The organism is Entomomonas sp. E7T21, assembly GCF_058693955.1.
On sequence record NZ_CP191672.1, the window covers coordinates 1,220,669 to 1,236,907 of the forward strand.

Consider the following 16,239-nt stretch of genomic DNA (forward strand, 5'->3'; position numbering starts at 1 on the left):
GCTCCTTAAAAATCAAATACAGTCAAAAATTGTTTAGCACGTTCTGTTTGAGGATCTGTAAAGAAGGCTTCAGGTTCAGCCATTTCTACAATTTTACCTTGATCCATAAAGACAATTCTATTAGCCACACGTCTAGCAAAGCTCAGTTCATGAGTAACTAGAATCATGGTCATCCCTTGTTTGGCTAAATCTTGAATAACTTCTAGTACCTCTCGAACCATTTCAGGATCGAGAGAGGCAGTTACCTCATCAAAAAGCATAATTTCAGGATTCATGCAAAGGGCACGAACGATAGCAATACGTTGTTTTTGACCTCCTGATAGTTGTCTAGGATAAGCTGTTTTACGATCAATTAAACCAACACGGGTAAGTAACTCATCGGCTTGTTGCATAGCTTCAGTTTTAGCGCGTTTTTGTACTTTTAATGGACCTAATAAAATATTATCAATCACATTCATGTTAGGAAATAAGTCATAGCTTTGAAAAACCATGCCTACTTTTTGCCTTACTTGAATCCATGAGGTGGTAGGGGTGTTAAGTTCAATATTATCCAGTTTAATAGAACCTTGTTGAATACTTTCTAGGCCGTTTAAACAACGTAATAGGGTTGATTTACCACAACCTGAAGGGCCAAGTATGGTGACTACTTCGCCTTTCTGTACAGAGAGATCAATACCTTTTAGCACTTCACGTTCACCAAAGCGTTTATGAAGATCGGTTATTGCTAATAGTGTTTCAGTGTTATCAATCATATTTAAAGCCCGACCTTATCAACCTTTTCTTTTGGTTAAACGTTGTGAAAGTTTGGATAATGGATAGCAGATAGCAAAGAACACTAATAAGATAAATCCATAAATCCAGAACGGTGCCATATCATTACCCATCATGGTGGCATATTCGATAATTTCTTTGCCCACTTTAGTAATATCTTGCACGCTGATTAAAACAAGTAAAGAAGTAGTCATAATAATTCTAGCGGCTAAATTAATAGCAGGGGGTACAGCAAGTTTTAAAGCTTGAGGCAGTAATACATAACAGAATAATTGGGTTTTGTTTAAACCAATTGCTAAGGCAGATTCTGTTTGGTGTTTAGGTAATGAAATAATAGCACTACGAATAATATCACTCATTTCAGCAGCACCCCAAAAGGTGAAAGCAAGTATACCGACTAACCGACCGTCAATATTTAAATTAAATATACTCGGTAAGGTGTAGTAAAGAATATAAAGTAGTACTAGGGTAGGCAGAACGCGAACAACTTCCAAATAAATTCGGAAGATAATACGTACTACCAGTTTGTTAGAGGTACGAATAATACCAAATAATGTACCCAACAAACTGCTTAGTAAAATAGCAGCAAAAGAAACTTCTAAGGTGAAATACAGCCCTTCTAAAAGGCGTTTAATAGTAATCCAATCAAAGAGGATATTAATTCCCAAATTCTGCATGGCGCATCCTCTTTTCAATATAAGACAATAAGCAAATAAAAGGTAATATCACAATAAGATAAGCAACCACTAGTAACAGTAAGTTTTCATTACTGTGACCATCATTACTAATAAAGTTAATGGCAATAGTAGTGATGTCAGTCCCTGCAATAGCAGTAAATACAGAGGTTTCTTTAAATAAAAAAATACAGTTAGCACCTAATGCAGGTACACAATAGGAAATAGCTTGTGGCAATACTATATAGCGAATCATTTGCAAACGATTCAAACCAATTGCTTGCCCTGATTCAAATTGTGATTTAGCCACTGCTTCAATACCACTACGAAAAGCTTCTGCCATATAAGCGCCGCCTAACAGAGATAAACCAATCAGTGCAGTTACCTCAAAACTTAGTGTAATCTTAAAGGCTCTAGGTAAACCAAAATAGATAAAAAATAAATGAAGCAACAGTGGCGTATTTCTGAAAAAAGCTATATAACCTCTAGCAATAGCAGAGATAACCGTAATCCTATAAAAAATAACAATGCTACAAACAGCACCTATAATAATCGCAGCCAAAATCCCTACTGCTGATATTTTAACTGTAAGCCACAGAGCATGTTCAAAGGTTGGTAAAACTTGTTGAATATATGACCAGTTAAACACACTATCCTCTTGGATTAATTTAAATTCACAAACATAAATTAAAGCGTGGTTAGCTTAAACAGTCAAACAACTTTTACGAATATTGATATAACTTTATCGTGTAATTGGATAATCCAATAGAGTTATTTTCATTGTTTTTAAGTCTGTGAAAGCTTTTTATTGCATCCATTGTCTCTGTGATAACAATAAAATAATTTATTGTATCATCTCCCATGTTAATCCAAATTTTTGTAGGTATTTACGTAAACGGTCAGAGTCATTGATGGTGGCTCTTTGTTGGCATGACTGATTAAACAGTTTACGACCTGCCTCTGACATATTACGGCTTTTTCTACATATTTCTATAATGCTTGGCAATTGTAATTGATCAAATAAATCCAGTGTATCCCAAGTTTCTTGGTCTAGTCGTTGGATACAAAACTGTTGTTGTGTTTGAGATTGTTGTTCTGCGGGTGTAGTTTTTTTCCACATCCACTCAAGGCGTTGAATCTCAGCTTCTACTATATCGCGGGTAATCCTGCCACTATAAACTAACCACAGGAGTGGGTGGATAATAGTAATAAAGATTTTAAGTGACAAATAAATGCCAGTGGAAATACATTAGGGCATTGTGACCTTCGGGTTTTGCAGATTTGAGTCCTGCCAGTATTATACTGTGGCGGAATTGATAGACGCGCTTTGTAGCAAATTTTCACACCTTATTGTTGCAAAACACTTATTCTTATTCATGAAGTGAAATACTTCCCATCATTTTATTATTTTCTAGATAAATAGAAATAAACCTTGTAGCATAATAAATAGACTATGGGGAGTTATTATGAGATTTCAATTATCAAAGATTATTACTAAAACAGGTGACCAAGGTACTACTCGTATAGGTGATGGTTCTCGTATCAGCAAAAGCTCTCCACGTATTATGGCTATTGGTGGTATTGACGAGTTAAATACTGCTATTGGTGTATTGCGTGTTTATATAGAAGATAAAGAAATTTTTGATAATCTAGTAACAATCCAACATCAATTATTAGTAGCAGGTTCACAATTAGCAAACTCTAATCGTTGTGCATTAGCAACGCGTCACGTTGAGTTTCTAGAGAGTTGGGCGGCTGAGTTAATGAAGCAGTTAGAACCAGTACAAGATTTCGTATTACCTGGTGGTTCGCAAGCAGGTGCGCATTGTCATGTGGCGAGGGTAACTTGTCGTCGTACTGAACGCTATGTTATTGCTGCTGATCTGCAAGATGAATATATCCCGATGACTATTCAATATTTAAATCGTCTATCTGATGTATTGTTTGTATTAGCAAGGGTGCTAAATAAACAGCAAGGTATTTCAGAAATTGTTTTAAATAGACAGATTTAATATTTTAAGGCCATTTAGTATGACAAAGTTATATCCTTTGACGCTTAAGTTAGTAAACAAAAAAGTATTGGTAGTGGGCGCAGGAAAAGTAGCTTTGCGTAAGTTGCAAGGCTTGCTGGGAACAGGTGCAGAGATTACAGTAGTATCGCCAGAGGTATTGCCAGAAATAAAAACATTGCCTGATATACAAATAATCCAACGTCCTTTTCAAGCTAATGATACTAAAGGAATGCATATTATTTATGCAGCAACGGATAAGCAGCAGGTAAATGATGAGGTAGGGCGATATATTGAACATTGGCAATGGTTTGATGATACTGCATTGCCTGAGGCTTCCAATTTTTTTACACCTGCGGTTATTCGAGAAAAGGGTCTAATCGTATCTATTTCTACAGAAGCACGAGATCCTACTCGTGCCAAGTTAATTAAACAAAAGATCACTGATTTTTTACTTAAATCAACAAACTAGTGATTATTTTGAATAGTGTTGTAGTTTTCCAGCTATTTCAATTAGTATGTTACTTAATTAATGCGTTTTTGATTAGTAATAACAAGTTGTTATTATGGAAGCAGGTGTGATTCCTGCGCAGCCCCCGCTGCTGTAATGTGGACGATCCTCTAAGACACCACTGAACGAAATGTTTGGGAAGGTAGAGGAAAGGATGAAGCAAAGCCAGAAGACCATCTAAACGCAGAGTAACACCTTCGGTGGGAGGGTATGTTCTGCTTATTTTGTTTATTTAGCCCATATACAATCTATAGCAAAACGAAAATCCCTACCTGACAGAAGGTGGGGATTTTTGTTTTCGGGCGGATGGACAAAAGATATTGTGAAAAAAATTATGTTTGGGGCAACTCACAGTGGGGCAGGTAAAACCACTGTAACGTTAGGTTTAATGCATGCTTTAACGCGACGAGGCTTAAAGGTGCAACCTTATAAAGTAGGTCCTGACTATATCGATACAGGTTGGCATAAATTAGCTACAGGCTATGCATCATTTAATCTTGATGCGTTTATGTTACCTGAAAATAATCTTAAATACCTTTTCCAGTCTCACGCTAAAACTGCCGATATTAACATTATTGAAGGGGTAATGGGGCTATATGATGGTTATGGTGTTGACCCTAATTATTGCAGTAGCGCAGGTTTAGCCAAAATATTAAATTGCCCGATTATTTTAGTGGTTGATGGAAAAGCGGTTTCAACTTCTATTGCTGCTACGGTTATGGGGTTTCAAAAATTTCAACCCAATGTGCCTATTGTGGGGGTATTGGTTAATCGGGTGAATACCGATAGCCACTATCAACTACTCAAACAAGCCATAGAAACCTATTGTCAAATACCTGTATTAGGTCGTTTGCCTAATATGCCAGAGTTAGTATTGCCTGAACGCCATTTGGGTCTAGTACCTACTGAAGAAATGCAGGATATGCAAAGTTACTGGCAGCAATTAGCCGATGCTATAGAACAGTATATTGAAGTAGATCGTATTATTGAGTTAAGTGCAGGTCAAGAGCTTGCAGTTAATGAGCCTAAATTACCCAATACAGCTAAATACCAAGGTTTAACAATGGCCATTGCACAGGATGCAGCATTCCATTTTTATTACCAAGATAATTTAGATTTGCTTAAGCAACTAGGCTTGCAGTTAATACCTTTTAGCCCATTAACGGATAGCCAATTACCTGAATGCGATTTGGTTTATTTAGGGGGCGGTTTTCCCGAAGTGTTTGCAGAGCAACTAGCTGCTAATCAAGCTATGCGCCAGTCTATTTTGCAAGCACATCAGCAAGCTAAACCTATTTATGCTGAATGTGGTGGTTTGATGTATTTAGGCGAGTCTTTACAGGTTGATGGTAAGAGTTTTGACATGGTGGGGGTATTAGCAGGTTATAGTCAAATGACTAAAGGCTTAAAACGTTTTGGTTATTGTGAGGGTAGAGCATTAACCAATACTTTATTGGCTGATACGGGTGAAATATTAAAAGGCCATGAATTCCACCATTCAGAGTTTTTCACAGATTTGCCTTGTGCTTTTGCCATGTATAAAACCCGTGATGGCGAAGTTATTAAACAATGGCAAGGTGGTTATCAAGTAGGCAATACCCTAGCAAGTTACCTGCATATTCATTTTTATCAAAATCCTTTTATGCTGTGCCATTGGCTGGATAGGGCGCTAGTATGAGTTATTTATTGCCTATTCTTCCAATCATTATTGGCTTTGTGGCGGATTTATTATTGGGTGACCCGCAAGGATGGCCTCATCCTGTGCGTTGGATAGGTAATAGCATTACTTTTGTGCAACAAAAGATTCGCTACTTATGCACTAATGATGCCTCCCTAAAATGGGGTGGTTTATGGTTATGGTTGATTATTGTCGGTGGTACTTTCTTAGTAACTTGGGGCTTACTCTATTTACTGGGCTTATGGTCATGGTGGGTGAGTTTTATTGTTGAATGTGTGTTAGCCTATACCATCTTAGCTACTAAGTGTTTAAAAGATGCTGCAATGTCTGTTTATCAGGCATTAGATACAGGTACAGTAGAGCAAGCACGAGTGCAGTTATCTTATATTGTGGGTAGGGATACCACAGAACTAGATAAACCACAGATGACTCGAGCAGTGGTTGAAACCGTAGCAGAGAATAGTGTCGATGGCATTATTGCTCCTTTGTTCTATTTGTTTATTGGTGGTGTGCCCTTAGCGATGGCTTATAAGGCAGTCAACACCTTAGATTCAATGGTGGGTTATCAAACCCCTAAATATAAAGCCATTGGTTATTTTTCTGCCAAGTTAGATGATATCTTTAATTATATCCCTGCGCGTATTAGTTGGTTGTTATTTGCCTTTGCCGCCTATTTACTCAAACTCAATGCTAAAGCTGCTTTAGTTATCGGTTGGCGTGATCGTAAACAACATAAAAGCCCCAATTGTGCATGGCCTGAGGCGACTGTGGCGGGTGCGCTTGGTGTTCGCTTAGGTGGGCCCAATAATTATTTTGGTGAGTTAGTAGAGAAACCTTGGTTAGGGGATGAAGTTCGCCCTATTGAGCAAAATGATATTACTAGCACCATTCAACTGATGTATGTAGCCGCAACATTAGCTTTGTTAGTGTTTACGGCTAGTTATTGCTTTATTAAGTTTTTAGGCTAAGGAAAACAAATGACCTATATAACCCAACCACAAAATATTGAAGATAGAAGTTTTGAAATTATTCAAGAAATTATTGAAGAAATTAGACCTGATTATGAGTTTGTGGATGAACTGCAAGAAAAGATCATTAAACGTTGTGTACATACCAGTGCTGACTTTGATTGGTTAGATATTCTTAAATTTTCTGATGATGCAAATCAAGCATTATTAGCTGCTTTAAAAAATGGTGCCACTATTTATACCGATACTAATATGGTGTTATCTGGCATGAATAAAACCCGTTTAGATAAGTTAGGTTGTCAGTATCGTTGTTATGTAGCAGACCCGATTACCCGTGACATTGCCCATGCTAAAGGAATTACTCGCTCCATGGCGGCGGTTGAACAAGCAGCTGGCGAAGAGGGTGAGAAAATCTTCGTATTTGGTAATGCACCAACGGCACTGTTCCGTTTATTAGAGTTATATCAAGAGGGTAAATTAAAACCAGCCGCTGTGGTTGGTGTTCCTGTAGGGTTTGTGGGAGCGGCTGAATCAAAAGATGCCTTAATGCAAAGTGATTTACCTTATATTGCCGCGGCAGGGCGCAAAGGTGGTTCTAATATTGCGGCAGCTATTATCAATGCTTTGTTATATAGCATGTGAGTATTAACTAATGGAACACTTTGTTTGGATTGACAATAAGCAGTACCGTAAAGGCTATACCACTGGCTCTTGTGCCACAGCAGCAGCTAAAGTAGCGGCCTTAATGGTATTGCAGCAAGTTGTTATTCCACAAGTTTCAATTATTACACCATCAGGTGTGGTATTAGATTTAGATGTATTAGAGCCTAGTATTGAAGGTAATACAGCCGTTGCCGCCATTCAAAAAGATGGTGGTGATGATATAGATGTTACTCACGGTATGTTAATTTTTGCCCAAGTAACACTGAATGATTCAGGCAAAATTACCATTGATGGCGGTGAAGGGGTAGGCAGAGTAACCCGTAAAGGGGTGCGCCATGAAATAGGTTCTGCGGCTATTAACGATACTCCTCGAAGAACCATTGAGGAAGCAGTGCGTGAAGTAATCGGTGAGCAAAAAGGGGCAGCGGTGATTATTTTTGCACCTGAAGGTGCAGAACGAGCACAACAAACCTTTAATCCTCGTTTAGGAATTATGGATGGTATTTCTATCTTGGGTACAACAGGTATTGTTACCCCTATGTCTGATGAAAGTTGGAAAAAGTCCATCACCCTAGAAATTGAGATGAAACAGGCGCAAGGGCTACAGAAAATTATTTTTGTTCCCGGTAATCATGGTGAAAAGTTTGCTGAAGAAATGGGCATGAACAGTAACTATGTGGTGGTAATGAGTAACTTTGTGCGCTATGTGCTAAAAGATGCTGAGCGATTAGGCTTTAAACGAGTTTTATTGTTAGGTCATTTAGGTAAATTAATTAAAGTGGCGGCGGGTATCTTCCATACCCACAACCATGTGGCAGATGGACGTATTGAAACGCTTATTGCGGTATTAGCACTGATGGGTGTACCACAAGCATTTTTATTAAAAATTGATGACTGTAAAACCACTGAAGCTGCTATGGAACTCATTGAGCAAGAAGGCTATCAAGCGGTTTACCAACATATTGCGTTACGTATTAAAGACCGTGTTGAGCAACTATCAAAGTTTACTAAAAACCCCATGCAAGCCGATGCTATTTTATGTTCGATGGATGGCAGAATTTTAGGCAGTAGTGCTCCTTTAACTGAATTAATAGAGGAGTTTCGGGAATGATTAATGTAGTAGGTTTAGGGCCAGGTTCAGCGGATTATCTAGTGCCTTTAGCTAAACGTCTAATCGATGATTGTGACTGGATTGTTGGTGCAGAACGACAATTAGTGGCAGTACCTCATCAGCATGCGAAAGCGCATTTATTAGATAAAAAATTATCCGATCTTATTGTATGGCTAAAACAACACCAACATGAAAAAGTGGTGGTATTAGCTTCTGGTGATCCCATGTTATATGGCTTGGGTAAATATATTAACCAGCAAATGAGTAGCAGTGAAGTACAGGTAGTATCAGGTATCAGCTCTATGCAATACCTTTTCTCACGTATTGCACTGGATATGAATGATGTTTATCTAACCAGCAGTCATGGTAAAACCCCCGACTTTGATTTTATGTTACAGCATAAGAAAGTAGCCTTAGTGACGGATGACAAAATCGGTCCTTACCAAATTGCACAACAAATTATTAACCGTGGTTTACAACGTACTCTTGTGATTGGCGAAAATCTTTCTTATCCCAACGAACAAATTACGATTATGCCAGCCACAGAAGTATTAGACCAACCTTATCAAATGAATGTAGTGGTGATTATTGATGAAAGATGAATTATTTATTCGGGGTGATGTACCCATGACTAAAGAAGAAGTTCGGGTATTAACCATCGACTGGTTAAATTTAGAAAATGCGAGCACATTAGTTGATGTGGGGGCAGGTACGGGCAGTATCTGTATTGAGGCTAGTTTACGTTATCCTAATTTAAAAACTATTGCCATTGAGAAAAATCCAGAGGCCATTAGTTTAATTAAACAAAACTGTGACAAGTTTGCTGTTACTAATCTACAGGTTATTGAAGGTAATGCACCCGAAGTATTACCTAAGCAACCTATTGATGCTGTATTTGTAGGCGGTAGTGGTGGCGCTTTAGATGAAATTATTAGCTGGGCATTTACCCATTTAAATCCACAAGGGCGTTTAGTACTGAACTTTATTTTATTAAATAACCTCATGGAAGCCTTAGATATTCTACAACAAGTTGGTTTTGAAAATATTGAAGCAAGCCAGCTACAAGTATCACGTTTAACCAAGTTGGGTAAGGGCAAATATTTTAAACCTAATAATCCAACCTATATTATTTCCTGTACAAAAGGGGCAGTAAGCGAATGACACAAGCAACCATTGATTATAGTAAAGTTTATTTTATTGGTGCAGGCCCTGGTGATTGTGAATTAATTACTTTAAAAGGTTACCGTATTTTAGCTGAGGCGGATGTAGTGATTTATGCAGGCTCACTCATTAATCACGATTTATTAAAGTATTGTAAAGAGGGTGCAGCTTGTCACGACAGTGCAAAACTGAACTTAGAAGAAATTATCAGTTTAATGCAACAGGGCATAGAGCAAGGCAAATTAGTGGTACGCCTCCAAACGGGAGATCTATCACTGTATGGTTCAATTCGTGAACAAAGTGAAGAATTGGCCAAGTTGAATATTGGTTTTGTTTCTGTACCTGGTGTGAGTTCTTTCTTAGGCGCAGCTTCACAATTAGGCGTGGAATATACCGTGCCTGAAGTGGCACAAAGTCTAATTATTACCCGTATGGAAGGGCGTACCCCAATGCCTTTTAAAGAATCTTTAGAGGCTTTTGCACAACACCAAACCTCAATGGCTATCTTCTTATCAGTACAAAATATCGCCAGTGTGGTCGATAACTTACATGATGAGGGCAAGGGTTATCCTATGGATACGCCTGTGGCAGTGATCTATAAGGCAACATGGCCAGATGAGCAAAAAGTTGAGGGTACCTTAGCGGATATCGCACAGAAGGTAAAAGAAGCAGGTATTAATAAAACGGCACTTATTTTAGTGGGTCGTTTTCTTGGTGAAGAGTACCACTACTCGAAACTCTATGACGCAGATTTTAGCCATGAATTTAGAAAAGCCTGAATTAGCTATACTAACCGTTACACCAGGGGCTAAAGCACAGGCTTTACGCTTGGCTAAGTTAATTCCTTGTGATTGTTATACCAGCGATAAGCTGGTTAGCGAAGGCTTTATAGGCTTTAACGGTAGCATGGCGGATTGTGTAAAAAGGTTATTCGCTAGTTATCAGTCATTACTGTTTATTTGTGCCACTGGTATTACGGTGCGCATGATTGCGCCCTTAGTGACTGATAAGTTAGCAGACCCTGCGGTACTGGTAATGGATGAGCAAGCACAGCATGTCATTAGTTTACTCTCTGGGCATGTTGGTGGTGGTAATAAGCTAACTATGCAGATTGCCCAACTGTTAGGGGCAACCCCTGTTATTACTACGGCTACTGATGTTAATCAAGTGGCGGCATTAGATACCTTAATTCAAGAAGTAGGCGGGGATGTAGCTTCTTATCGACAACAGGTTAAAGATATTAATCAAATATTGGTGAGTGGTCAGCGAGTTGGACTATACCTTGAACAGGTTAGTGTCAAAGATGTTCGAGGCTTTGTAGCGGTAACAGACCTTAAGCAATTACCAAGCGAATTAGCTGCCCTCGTGGTTGTATCCAATCGCACCGATTTACAGGTTAATAGTGATTACCCAGTGATTCAAGTTATTCCCAAAAATATTGTAGTGGGGATGGGCTGTCGGCGTGATACCGATGCTGAGTTAATCTATCAAACACTTTGTCAGCACTTAGCAAAATATCAGCTAGATATACGAGCCATTAAACAAATTGGCAGTGTCATTATTAAGCAAGATGAACAAGGGCTTATTGCTTTAGCTAAGCGTTTAGCAGTGCCCTTTACCGTATTTACGATTGAAGAGTTACAGCAGCATGAGCATCGCTTTGCTGCTTCTGAATTTGTCCGCAAAACCCTAGGCATAGGCAGTGTATCACAGCCCTCTGCGTGGATTATGAGCGACGGCAATTTATTAGGTGAAACGTTAAAACAGGATGGTATTACCATCACATTAGGAGTAAGTATATGTTGTATTTAGTAGGTTTAGGCCCTGGTGATGAAGGTTCAATGACTCAAGATGCAGTAGCCGCTATTAAAAATTCAGAGGTAATAGTCGGTTATAAAACCTATACCAATCTAATCAAGCCTTTAATTGAAGGTAAAGAGCTCGTTAGAACAGGTATGTGTAAAGAGATAGAGCGCTGTGAAGTGGCGATTGAAGCCGCCAAAACAGGCAAAAATGTCGCCTTAGTAAGCAGCGGTGATACAGGTGTTTACGGTATGGCAGGGCCTATCTTTGAAATTATTGCCCGTGATAACTTAGATATTGATGTGCAAGTGATTCCTGGTGTTACCTCTAGTGTAGCTTGTGCCGCTATTTTAGGTTGCCCATTAATGCATGACTTTTGTCATATTAGCTTAAGTGATCTATTAACCCCTTGGGAGTTAATTGAAAAACGAGTGCGTATGGCGGCAGAAGCTGATTTTGTAATCTGTTTTTATAACCCACGTTCCAAAGGCCGCCCAGACCATTTAGCAAAAGCTTTTGAATTAATGGCTCCTTTTAAAAGCCCCGATACGCCAGTCGGAATAGTAAAAGCGGCAGGTCGTAGCAAAGAAGATTTATGGCTAACCACTTTTAAAGATATTGATTATACCGTGGTAGGCATGACCTCGATGGTGATTGTGGGTAATAAATCAACCTATCGTTATAAGGACTATATGATTACACCACGAGGATATAGGGTGTGAGCCAAGCTTTTAAGGGAAAAATTCATGTGTTTGGTGGCACCTCTGATGCAGTCTTATTGTGTCAGATGTTAGAAAGGCTAGGCTTAAGCTATGGCCTTTCAGTAGCCACTGAAGCAGGCAGTGAAACTGCGTTGGCTTTAAATGGCAAAGTACACGTGGGTAGATTAGATATTGAGCAAATGGCTGCCTTATTTACCAAAGAACAAGTTGCTTTAGTGATTGATGCTACTCATCCATTTGCTGCGGAAGTTTCCAAAAATATTATGGAAGCGACCAGTAAGGTTAATTTACCTTTAATTCGTTATGAGCGACAAACTCAAATTGATTTATTGGAGCACCCTTTACTGATTAAAGTGGCAACGGTTGAAGAAGCTTGTATGGCTGCTAAAGAAGTAGGCAATAAGGTTTTTTTAACCACTGGTAGTAAAGAGTTAGCCAAATATAAACAGTTATTGCCTGAAAAAACATTAATTGCGCGCGTATTACCCACAGTAGGGGTTATTCAATCCTGTGTTGATTTAGGTTTAGGGATTGGTGAAATTGTGGCGATGAAAGGGCCATTCACTCGTGAAATGAATCAGGCAATGTATCAGTTTTATCAACCTGATGTAGTGATTACTAAAGAGTCTGGGGCAGAGGGCGGTTATACCGAAAAAGTATTACCCTGTTTGGCTCTTAATATTAGATGTATCGTGATTAGTCGTCCTAAACAAATCTATCAAAGGTTTGTTTCAACGATTGAGGAATTAGAGTGCCAGTTAAAGGCATTTAGTTAATAGAAGGTAGAAAAAATGGCAGGTAAAGTGTGGTTAGTAGGGGCAGGGCCAGGTGATATTTCTTTAATTACCGTAAAAGGTATGGAATGTATCAAGCATGCTGATGTATTGGTGTATGATCGCTTAGTTAATCCTGAGTTATTAACCTTTGCACCAGAATATTGTGAAAAAATTAATGTGGGTAAAGAAAGCGATCATCATCCTATTCCACAGCAAGATATTAACCAAATTTTAGCCGACCATGCTAAAGCAGGTAAGAAAGTAGTTCGTTTAAAAAGCGGTGACCCTTATGTATTCGGGCGTGGTGGCGAAGAAGCGCAGTTATTAGTTGAGCAACAAGTACCTTTTGAAGTAGTACCAGGGGTGACTTCGGCTATTGGCGGCTTAACCTATGCAGGTATTCCTGTTACCCATCGTGACCATGCTTCCTCGTTCCATGTGGTAACAGGCCACTTACGAGCAGACAAAGAAAAAGACCCAATTAACTGGCAAGCACTTGCACAATTGCAAGGTACTATTGTGATTTTAATGGGTGTTTCTAACTTAGCGAATATCACCGAAGAATTGATGCAATATGGCAAAAGTGCTGATACCCCCGTTGGTATTATCATGTGGGCAAGCCGAGCTAACCAACGCGTAGTAACAGGTACATTAGGTAATATTGTACAAGTAGCTGAAGAGCAAAAGGTTAAACCGCCTGCCTTAATTGTAATTGGTGAAGTGGTTGGTTTGCATAACTTACTGGATTTTTCTCAATTTATTAGCGACCCTGCTGAATAAGGTGATAGCTGTGAAAAAAGCATTATTAGTAGTTAGTTTTGGCACGAGTTACCCAGAAACACGGATCAAAAATATTGAAACCTGTGAACAGGCCATGCGTGATATTTGTCCTGATCGTGACTTCTTCCGTTCGTGGACGTCGCATATTATTCGTCGCAAGATAGCTGAGCGCGACCAAATGTATGTGGATAGTCCACAACAAGCGTTAGAACGGTTAATTGAGCAAGGCTATACGGATGTGGTTATTCAGTCACTGCATATTATTAATGGTGATGAGTACGAGAAAATTACTAGTGAAGTATTGGTGTATAAAGATCAGTTTGAACGTATGGAAATTGGCAAGCCACTACTAACTACCTTTGCAGATTTTGAAGCAGTAATAGAGGCACTAAAAGCACAAGCACCTAACTTACAACCTGATGAGCGGGTACTGTTTATGGGGCATGGTACTACTCACCATACTTTCGCTGCTTATGCTTGTATCGACCATCTATTTATGGACAAAAAATTACCTTTTATAATGGGCGCCGTAGAAAGCTACCCTGAAATAGAGACTATTTTAGAACGTTTACAACGAGATAAAGTACGTAAAGTACACCTCATGCCCTTTATGATAGTAGCAGGCGATCATGCCATTAATGATATGGCATCCGATGAAGAAGATTCATGGAATAGCCAAATTAAAGCGCTAGGTATTGAAACAGAGTGTTACCTACAAGGCTTAGGTGAAAACGAACAAATCAGAGCATTATTTGCACAACATTTATTAGATGCTGTTAGTGAGAAACAATAAAATGAGTGGAAAGTTATACGCAATAGGTACAGGCCCCGGTGCATCTGATTTAATTACTGTAAGGGCCGCTAGATTACTAGCACATATGGATATAGTCTATGCACCTGCTGCCCGTAAAGGTGGTGATAGCTTGGCGCTTTCCATTGTACGTGAATATATTGGCAACCAAACCGAAATTAAAGAACGCCATTTCCCCATGAGTAATAATGCAGAGGAAAAACAACAAGCATGGCAAGCAGTAACCGATGAAATTGTTAGCGATATAACAGCAGGTAAAAAAGTAGCTTTTGTATCCTTAGGCGATGTGATGCTCTATAGCACATGGGTAAGTATTTTAGAACGGTTACCCGATGGTTTAGATATCGAAATTATCCCCGGTATTACTTCGTTTGCACTGATTGCCGCCAAAACAAAACGTCCTTTAGCAATGGAAACCCAATCCTTAGTGGTTATGTCTTGTACAGTGGGTAAAGAAGTATTAGCCCAAGCCCTACAACAACATTCAAGCCTAGTATTAATGAAAGCAGCCTCTTGCTTACCTGATGTAAAAGCATTAATTGAAGAGTTAGGTTTATTAGATTATGCCGTATTGGTATCTGATGCTTCACTGACCTCTGAAAAGCAATACCGCAATTTAAAAGATATTCCAGCCGATGAAAAACTACCTTACTTTACTACTATTTTGGTGAATAAGGAGTGGAAGATTTAGCTTAAACTTAAATGAAAAATATTTCTTAACAATGGATTATATATTATCTGAATGGTTTCATTAAAAAAGCTTACTGTATAGATAAGTAAGCTTTTATAGAGTTAATAGTTAGTTAATGCTCAGTTTCATTTTATTAGCGAGTACTATCTAATGGTCTATCTTCTTTGTAATTAATTTCATATTCTTTATGTCCGTTTTCGTCCCATGATGTAGATAAACCATCTAGCATATCATTTTTATAATTTTCTTCCGATTTCTTTTGTCCATTTTCGTACCAAGTGGTATGAAGTCCATCTCTATTACCATCCTTATAATGAGTTTCATAGAGTTTTTGGTTTTTGCCCTCATACCAATGAGTAGTTACACCATCTTGTTTGCCCGCTTTATAATTAGCTTCTTGTTTTTTATTACCAAGTTCATTCCAGTTAATTGTCTTTCCATCAAGCTTGCCATTTTTAAAATGGCTCTCTGATGCCTTTTTACCATTGTCATGCCAACTATATACTACACCCTCTAATTTGTTGTCTTTATAATGAGCTTCATAATTTTTTTGACCAGCTTTATTCCAGCGAGTTAGGGTACCTTCTACTTTGCCATTTTTAAAAGTTTTCTCCAACATTTTTGAACCATCTTCGTTCGAGTAAAGAATAGTTCCATCTAAATCTTTTAGGTGTAGATAATTAACTGTAAGGTCTTGAGCTTTTTTTAAAGTCATTGGACTAGTTAATTGATTATCTGTTTTGCTGTAAAAGTCTTGTACTAAATAACTTCCGTCATTATTAACTTTTAATAACTTGCGATAGGTTTCGCTGCTTTCTTTATCAGCAACAGTTTCATCATAGAGATTGAAGTAAACAATAATAGTATTCTCTGTTAGATTTTTACTGATTATTGGTACTTGTTCAGAGTTAGTTGTAGTAGTTTCTGCCCATAAAGGAGAGTGACTTATTAGCCCAATTAAACACAATGTAGAAAGTATACGGGGATATGTTTTCATTAAATATTCCTTACAATTTAATCAATTACTATTTATTTTAACAAAATATATTTATTTAATCGGGTATATTGCCTGCTTTAATCTTTTGTAAATATACACTTATCTTTCAATAA

The 16,239-nt window shown here is 38.3% G+C and carries 20 protein-coding genes and 1 riboswitch; of the genes, 15 read left to right on the forward strand and 5 right to left on the reverse strand.

The window, feature by feature from the left end; translation table 11 throughout:
• Positions 1-5: 5 nt before the first annotated feature.
• The 4 genes from ACQVD9_RS05815 to ACQVD9_RS05830 all read right to left on the reverse strand — a co-directional run bounded on the left by ACQVD9_RS05815 (position 6) and on the right by ACQVD9_RS05830 (position 2,673).
• Entirely contained in the window at positions 6-752 is a 747-nt protein-coding gene (locus tag ACQVD9_RS05815; RefSeq protein ID WP_264745130.1) for an amino acid ABC transporter ATP-binding protein, read from the reverse strand.
• An 18-nt stretch (positions 753-770) separates the two neighbouring features.
• Positions 771-1,448 (reverse strand): amino acid ABC transporter permease, encoded by a 678-nt coding sequence (locus tag ACQVD9_RS05820; protein WP_264745131.1) that lies wholly within the window; start codon positions 1,446-1,448, stop codon positions 771-773.
• Entirely contained in the window at positions 1,429-2,094 is a 666-nt protein-coding gene (locus ACQVD9_RS05825) for an amino acid ABC transporter permease (RefSeq protein ID WP_264745132.1), read from the reverse strand. The genes ACQVD9_RS05820 and ACQVD9_RS05825 overlap by 20 nt, the downstream gene beginning before the upstream one ends.
• 195 nt (positions 2,095-2,289) lie before the next feature.
• A complete protein-coding gene (locus tag ACQVD9_RS05830; RefSeq protein ID WP_264745133.1) occupies positions 2,290-2,673 on the reverse strand; it encodes a hypothetical protein in 384 nt (127 codons plus the stop codon).
• A gap of 238 nt (positions 2,674-2,911) precedes the next feature.
• On the opposite strand from ACQVD9_RS05830, the gene ACQVD9_RS05835 reads away from it, so the two are divergent.
• The 15 genes from ACQVD9_RS05835 to ACQVD9_RS05905 all read left to right on the forward strand — a co-directional run bounded on the left by ACQVD9_RS05835 (position 2,912) and on the right by ACQVD9_RS05905 (position 15,129).
• Positions 2,912-3,457: a cob(I)yrinic acid a,c-diamide adenosyltransferase gene (locus ACQVD9_RS05835; protein WP_264745134.1), complete on the forward strand. Its 546-nt coding sequence runs from the start codon at positions 2,912-2,914 to the stop codon at positions 3,455-3,457.
• Positions 3,458-3,476: 19 nt separating this feature from the next.
• Positions 3,477-3,926 (forward strand): precorrin-2 dehydrogenase/sirohydrochlorin ferrochelatase family protein, encoded by a 450-nt coding sequence (locus tag ACQVD9_RS05840; protein ID WP_264745135.1) that lies wholly within the window; start codon positions 3,477-3,479, stop codon positions 3,924-3,926.
• A 56-nt stretch (positions 3,927-3,982) separates the two neighbouring features.
• A riboswitch (cobalamin riboswitch) is annotated at positions 3,983-4,161 on the forward strand.
• Between the two features lie 126 nt (positions 4,162-4,287).
• Positions 4,288-5,643, forward strand: coding sequence for a cobyrinic acid a,c-diamide synthase CobB (locus ACQVD9_RS05845; protein WP_264745136.1), 1,356 nt, complete (start codon positions 4,288-4,290; stop codon positions 5,641-5,643).
• Positions 5,640-6,611: an adenosylcobinamide-phosphate synthase CbiB gene (gene cbiB / locus ACQVD9_RS05850; RefSeq protein ID WP_264745137.1), complete on the forward strand. Its 972-nt coding sequence runs from the start codon at positions 5,640-5,642 to the stop codon at positions 6,609-6,611. The genes ACQVD9_RS05845 and cbiB overlap by 4 nt, the downstream gene beginning before the upstream one ends.
• A gap of 9 nt (positions 6,612-6,620) precedes the next feature.
• Positions 6,621-7,253: a cobalt-precorrin-8 methylmutase gene (locus ACQVD9_RS05855; protein WP_264745138.1), complete on the forward strand. Its 633-nt coding sequence runs from the start codon at positions 6,621-6,623 to the stop codon at positions 7,251-7,253.
• A 10-nt stretch (positions 7,254-7,263) separates the two neighbouring features.
• Positions 7,264-8,385 (forward strand): cobalt-precorrin-5B (C(1))-methyltransferase CbiD, encoded by a 1,122-nt coding sequence (gene cbiD / locus ACQVD9_RS05860; RefSeq protein WP_264745139.1) that lies wholly within the window; start codon positions 7,264-7,266, stop codon positions 8,383-8,385.
• On the forward strand, positions 8,382-8,987 hold the full coding sequence (locus ACQVD9_RS05865) for a cobalt-precorrin-7 (C(5))-methyltransferase (RefSeq protein ID WP_264745140.1): 606 nt from the start codon (positions 8,382-8,384) through the stop codon (positions 8,985-8,987). Before cbiD ends, ACQVD9_RS05865 begins: the two co-directional genes overlap by 4 nt.
• Positions 8,977-9,546: a decarboxylating cobalt-precorrin-6B (C(15))-methyltransferase gene (locus ACQVD9_RS05870; protein WP_264745141.1), complete on the forward strand. Its 570-nt coding sequence runs from the start codon at positions 8,977-8,979 to the stop codon at positions 9,544-9,546. Before ACQVD9_RS05865 ends, ACQVD9_RS05870 begins: the two co-directional genes overlap by 11 nt.
• Complete coding sequence (locus tag ACQVD9_RS05875) at positions 9,543-10,325, forward strand: cobalt-precorrin-4 methyltransferase (protein WP_264745142.1); 783 nt, start codon at positions 9,543-9,545, stop codon at positions 10,323-10,325. Before ACQVD9_RS05870 ends, ACQVD9_RS05875 begins: the two co-directional genes overlap by 4 nt.
• Positions 10,288-11,358 (forward strand): cobalt-precorrin 5A hydrolase, encoded by a 1,071-nt coding sequence (gene cbiG / locus ACQVD9_RS05880; protein ID WP_264745143.1) that lies wholly within the window; start codon positions 10,288-10,290, stop codon positions 11,356-11,358. Before ACQVD9_RS05875 ends, cbiG begins: the two co-directional genes overlap by 38 nt.
• The gene (gene cobJ, locus ACQVD9_RS05885) at positions 11,346-12,071 is read left to right on the forward strand and encodes a precorrin-3B C(17)-methyltransferase (protein WP_264745144.1); all 726 of its coding nucleotides are present in this window, start codon (positions 11,346-11,348) and stop codon (positions 12,069-12,071) included. The genes cbiG and cobJ overlap by 13 nt, the downstream gene beginning before the upstream one ends.
• Complete coding sequence (gene cobK / locus ACQVD9_RS05890; RefSeq protein ID WP_264745145.1) at positions 12,068-12,847, forward strand: precorrin-6A reductase; 780 nt, start codon at positions 12,068-12,070, stop codon at positions 12,845-12,847. Before cobJ ends, cobK begins: the two co-directional genes overlap by 4 nt.
• A 15-nt stretch (positions 12,848-12,862) precedes the next feature.
• Positions 12,863-13,627 carry a uroporphyrinogen-III C-methyltransferase gene (gene cobA / locus ACQVD9_RS05895; protein ID WP_264745146.1) on the forward strand — a complete coding sequence of 255 codons (765 nt, stop codon included), beginning with the start codon at positions 12,863-12,865 and terminating at the stop codon, positions 13,625-13,627.
• A gap of 10 nt (positions 13,628-13,637) precedes the next feature.
• The gene (gene cbiK / locus ACQVD9_RS05900; RefSeq protein ID WP_264745147.1) at positions 13,638-14,420 is read left to right on the forward strand and encodes a sirohydrochlorin cobaltochelatase; all 783 of its coding nucleotides are present in this window, start codon (positions 13,638-13,640) and stop codon (positions 14,418-14,420) included.
• A 1-nt stretch (position 14,421) separates the two neighbouring features.
• Positions 14,422-15,129 (forward strand): cobalt-factor II C(20)-methyltransferase, encoded by a 708-nt coding sequence (locus ACQVD9_RS05905; RefSeq protein ID WP_264745148.1) that lies wholly within the window; start codon positions 14,422-14,424, stop codon positions 15,127-15,129.
• A 133-nt stretch (positions 15,130-15,262) separates the two neighbouring features.
• Here the strand turns inward: ACQVD9_RS05905 and ACQVD9_RS05910 are convergent, their stop codons facing one another.
• A complete protein-coding gene (locus ACQVD9_RS05910) occupies positions 15,263-16,126 on the reverse strand; it encodes a toxin-antitoxin system YwqK family antitoxin (protein WP_264745149.1) in 864 nt (287 codons plus the stop codon).
• Positions 16,127-16,239 lie beyond the last annotated feature (113 nt).

What these genes read in the sequence shown, in the direction of transcription:
- cobA (WP_264745146.1), top strand. Translation starts at nt 12,863, where the DNA reads ATGGCAGGTAAAGTGTGGTTAGTAGGGGCAGGGCCAGGTGATATTTCT.
- ACQVD9_RS05865 (WP_264745140.1), top strand. Translation starts at nt 8,382, where the DNA reads ATGATTAATGTAGTAGGTTTAGGGCCAGGTTCAGCGGATTATCTAGTG.
- ACQVD9_RS05855 (WP_264745138.1), top strand. Translation starts at nt 6,621, where the DNA reads ATGACCTATATAACCCAACCACAAAATATTGAAGATAGAAGTTTTGAA.
- ACQVD9_RS05870 (WP_264745141.1), top strand. Translation starts at nt 8,977, where the DNA reads ATGAAAGATGAATTATTTATTCGGGGTGATGTACCCATGACTAAAGAA.
- cbiD (WP_264745139.1), top strand. Translation starts at nt 7,264, where the DNA reads ATGGAACACTTTGTTTGGATTGACAATAAGCAGTACCGTAAAGGCTAT.
- ACQVD9_RS05820 (WP_264745131.1), bottom strand. Translation starts at nt 1,448, where the DNA reads ATGCAGAATTTGGGAATTAATATCCTCTTTGATTGGATTACTATTAAA.
- ACQVD9_RS05910 (WP_264745149.1), bottom strand. Translation starts at nt 16,126, where the DNA reads ATGAAAACATATCCCCGTATACTTTCTACATTGTGTTTAATTGGGCTA.
- cbiB (WP_264745137.1), top strand. Translation starts at nt 5,640, where the DNA reads ATGAGTTATTTATTGCCTATTCTTCCAATCATTATTGGCTTTGTGGCG.
- ACQVD9_RS05815 (WP_264745130.1), bottom strand. Translation starts at nt 752, where the DNA reads ATGATTGATAACACTGAAACACTATTAGCAATAACCGATCTTCATAAA.
- ACQVD9_RS05840 (WP_264745135.1), top strand. Translation starts at nt 3,477, where the DNA reads ATGACAAAGTTATATCCTTTGACGCTTAAGTTAGTAAACAAAAAAGTA.
- ACQVD9_RS05835 (WP_264745134.1), top strand. Translation starts at nt 2,912, where the DNA reads ATGAGATTTCAATTATCAAAGATTATTACTAAAACAGGTGACCAAGGT.
- cobJ (WP_264745144.1), top strand. Translation starts at nt 11,346, where the DNA reads ATGTTGTATTTAGTAGGTTTAGGCCCTGGTGATGAAGGTTCAATGACT.
- cbiG (WP_264745143.1), top strand. Translation starts at nt 10,288, where the DNA reads ATGACGCAGATTTTAGCCATGAATTTAGAAAAGCCTGAATTAGCTATA.
- ACQVD9_RS05875 (WP_264745142.1), top strand. Translation starts at nt 9,543, where the DNA reads ATGACACAAGCAACCATTGATTATAGTAAAGTTTATTTTATTGGTGCA.
- ACQVD9_RS05905 (WP_264745148.1), top strand. Translation starts at nt 14,422, where the DNA reads ATGAGTGGAAAGTTATACGCAATAGGTACAGGCCCCGGTGCATCTGAT.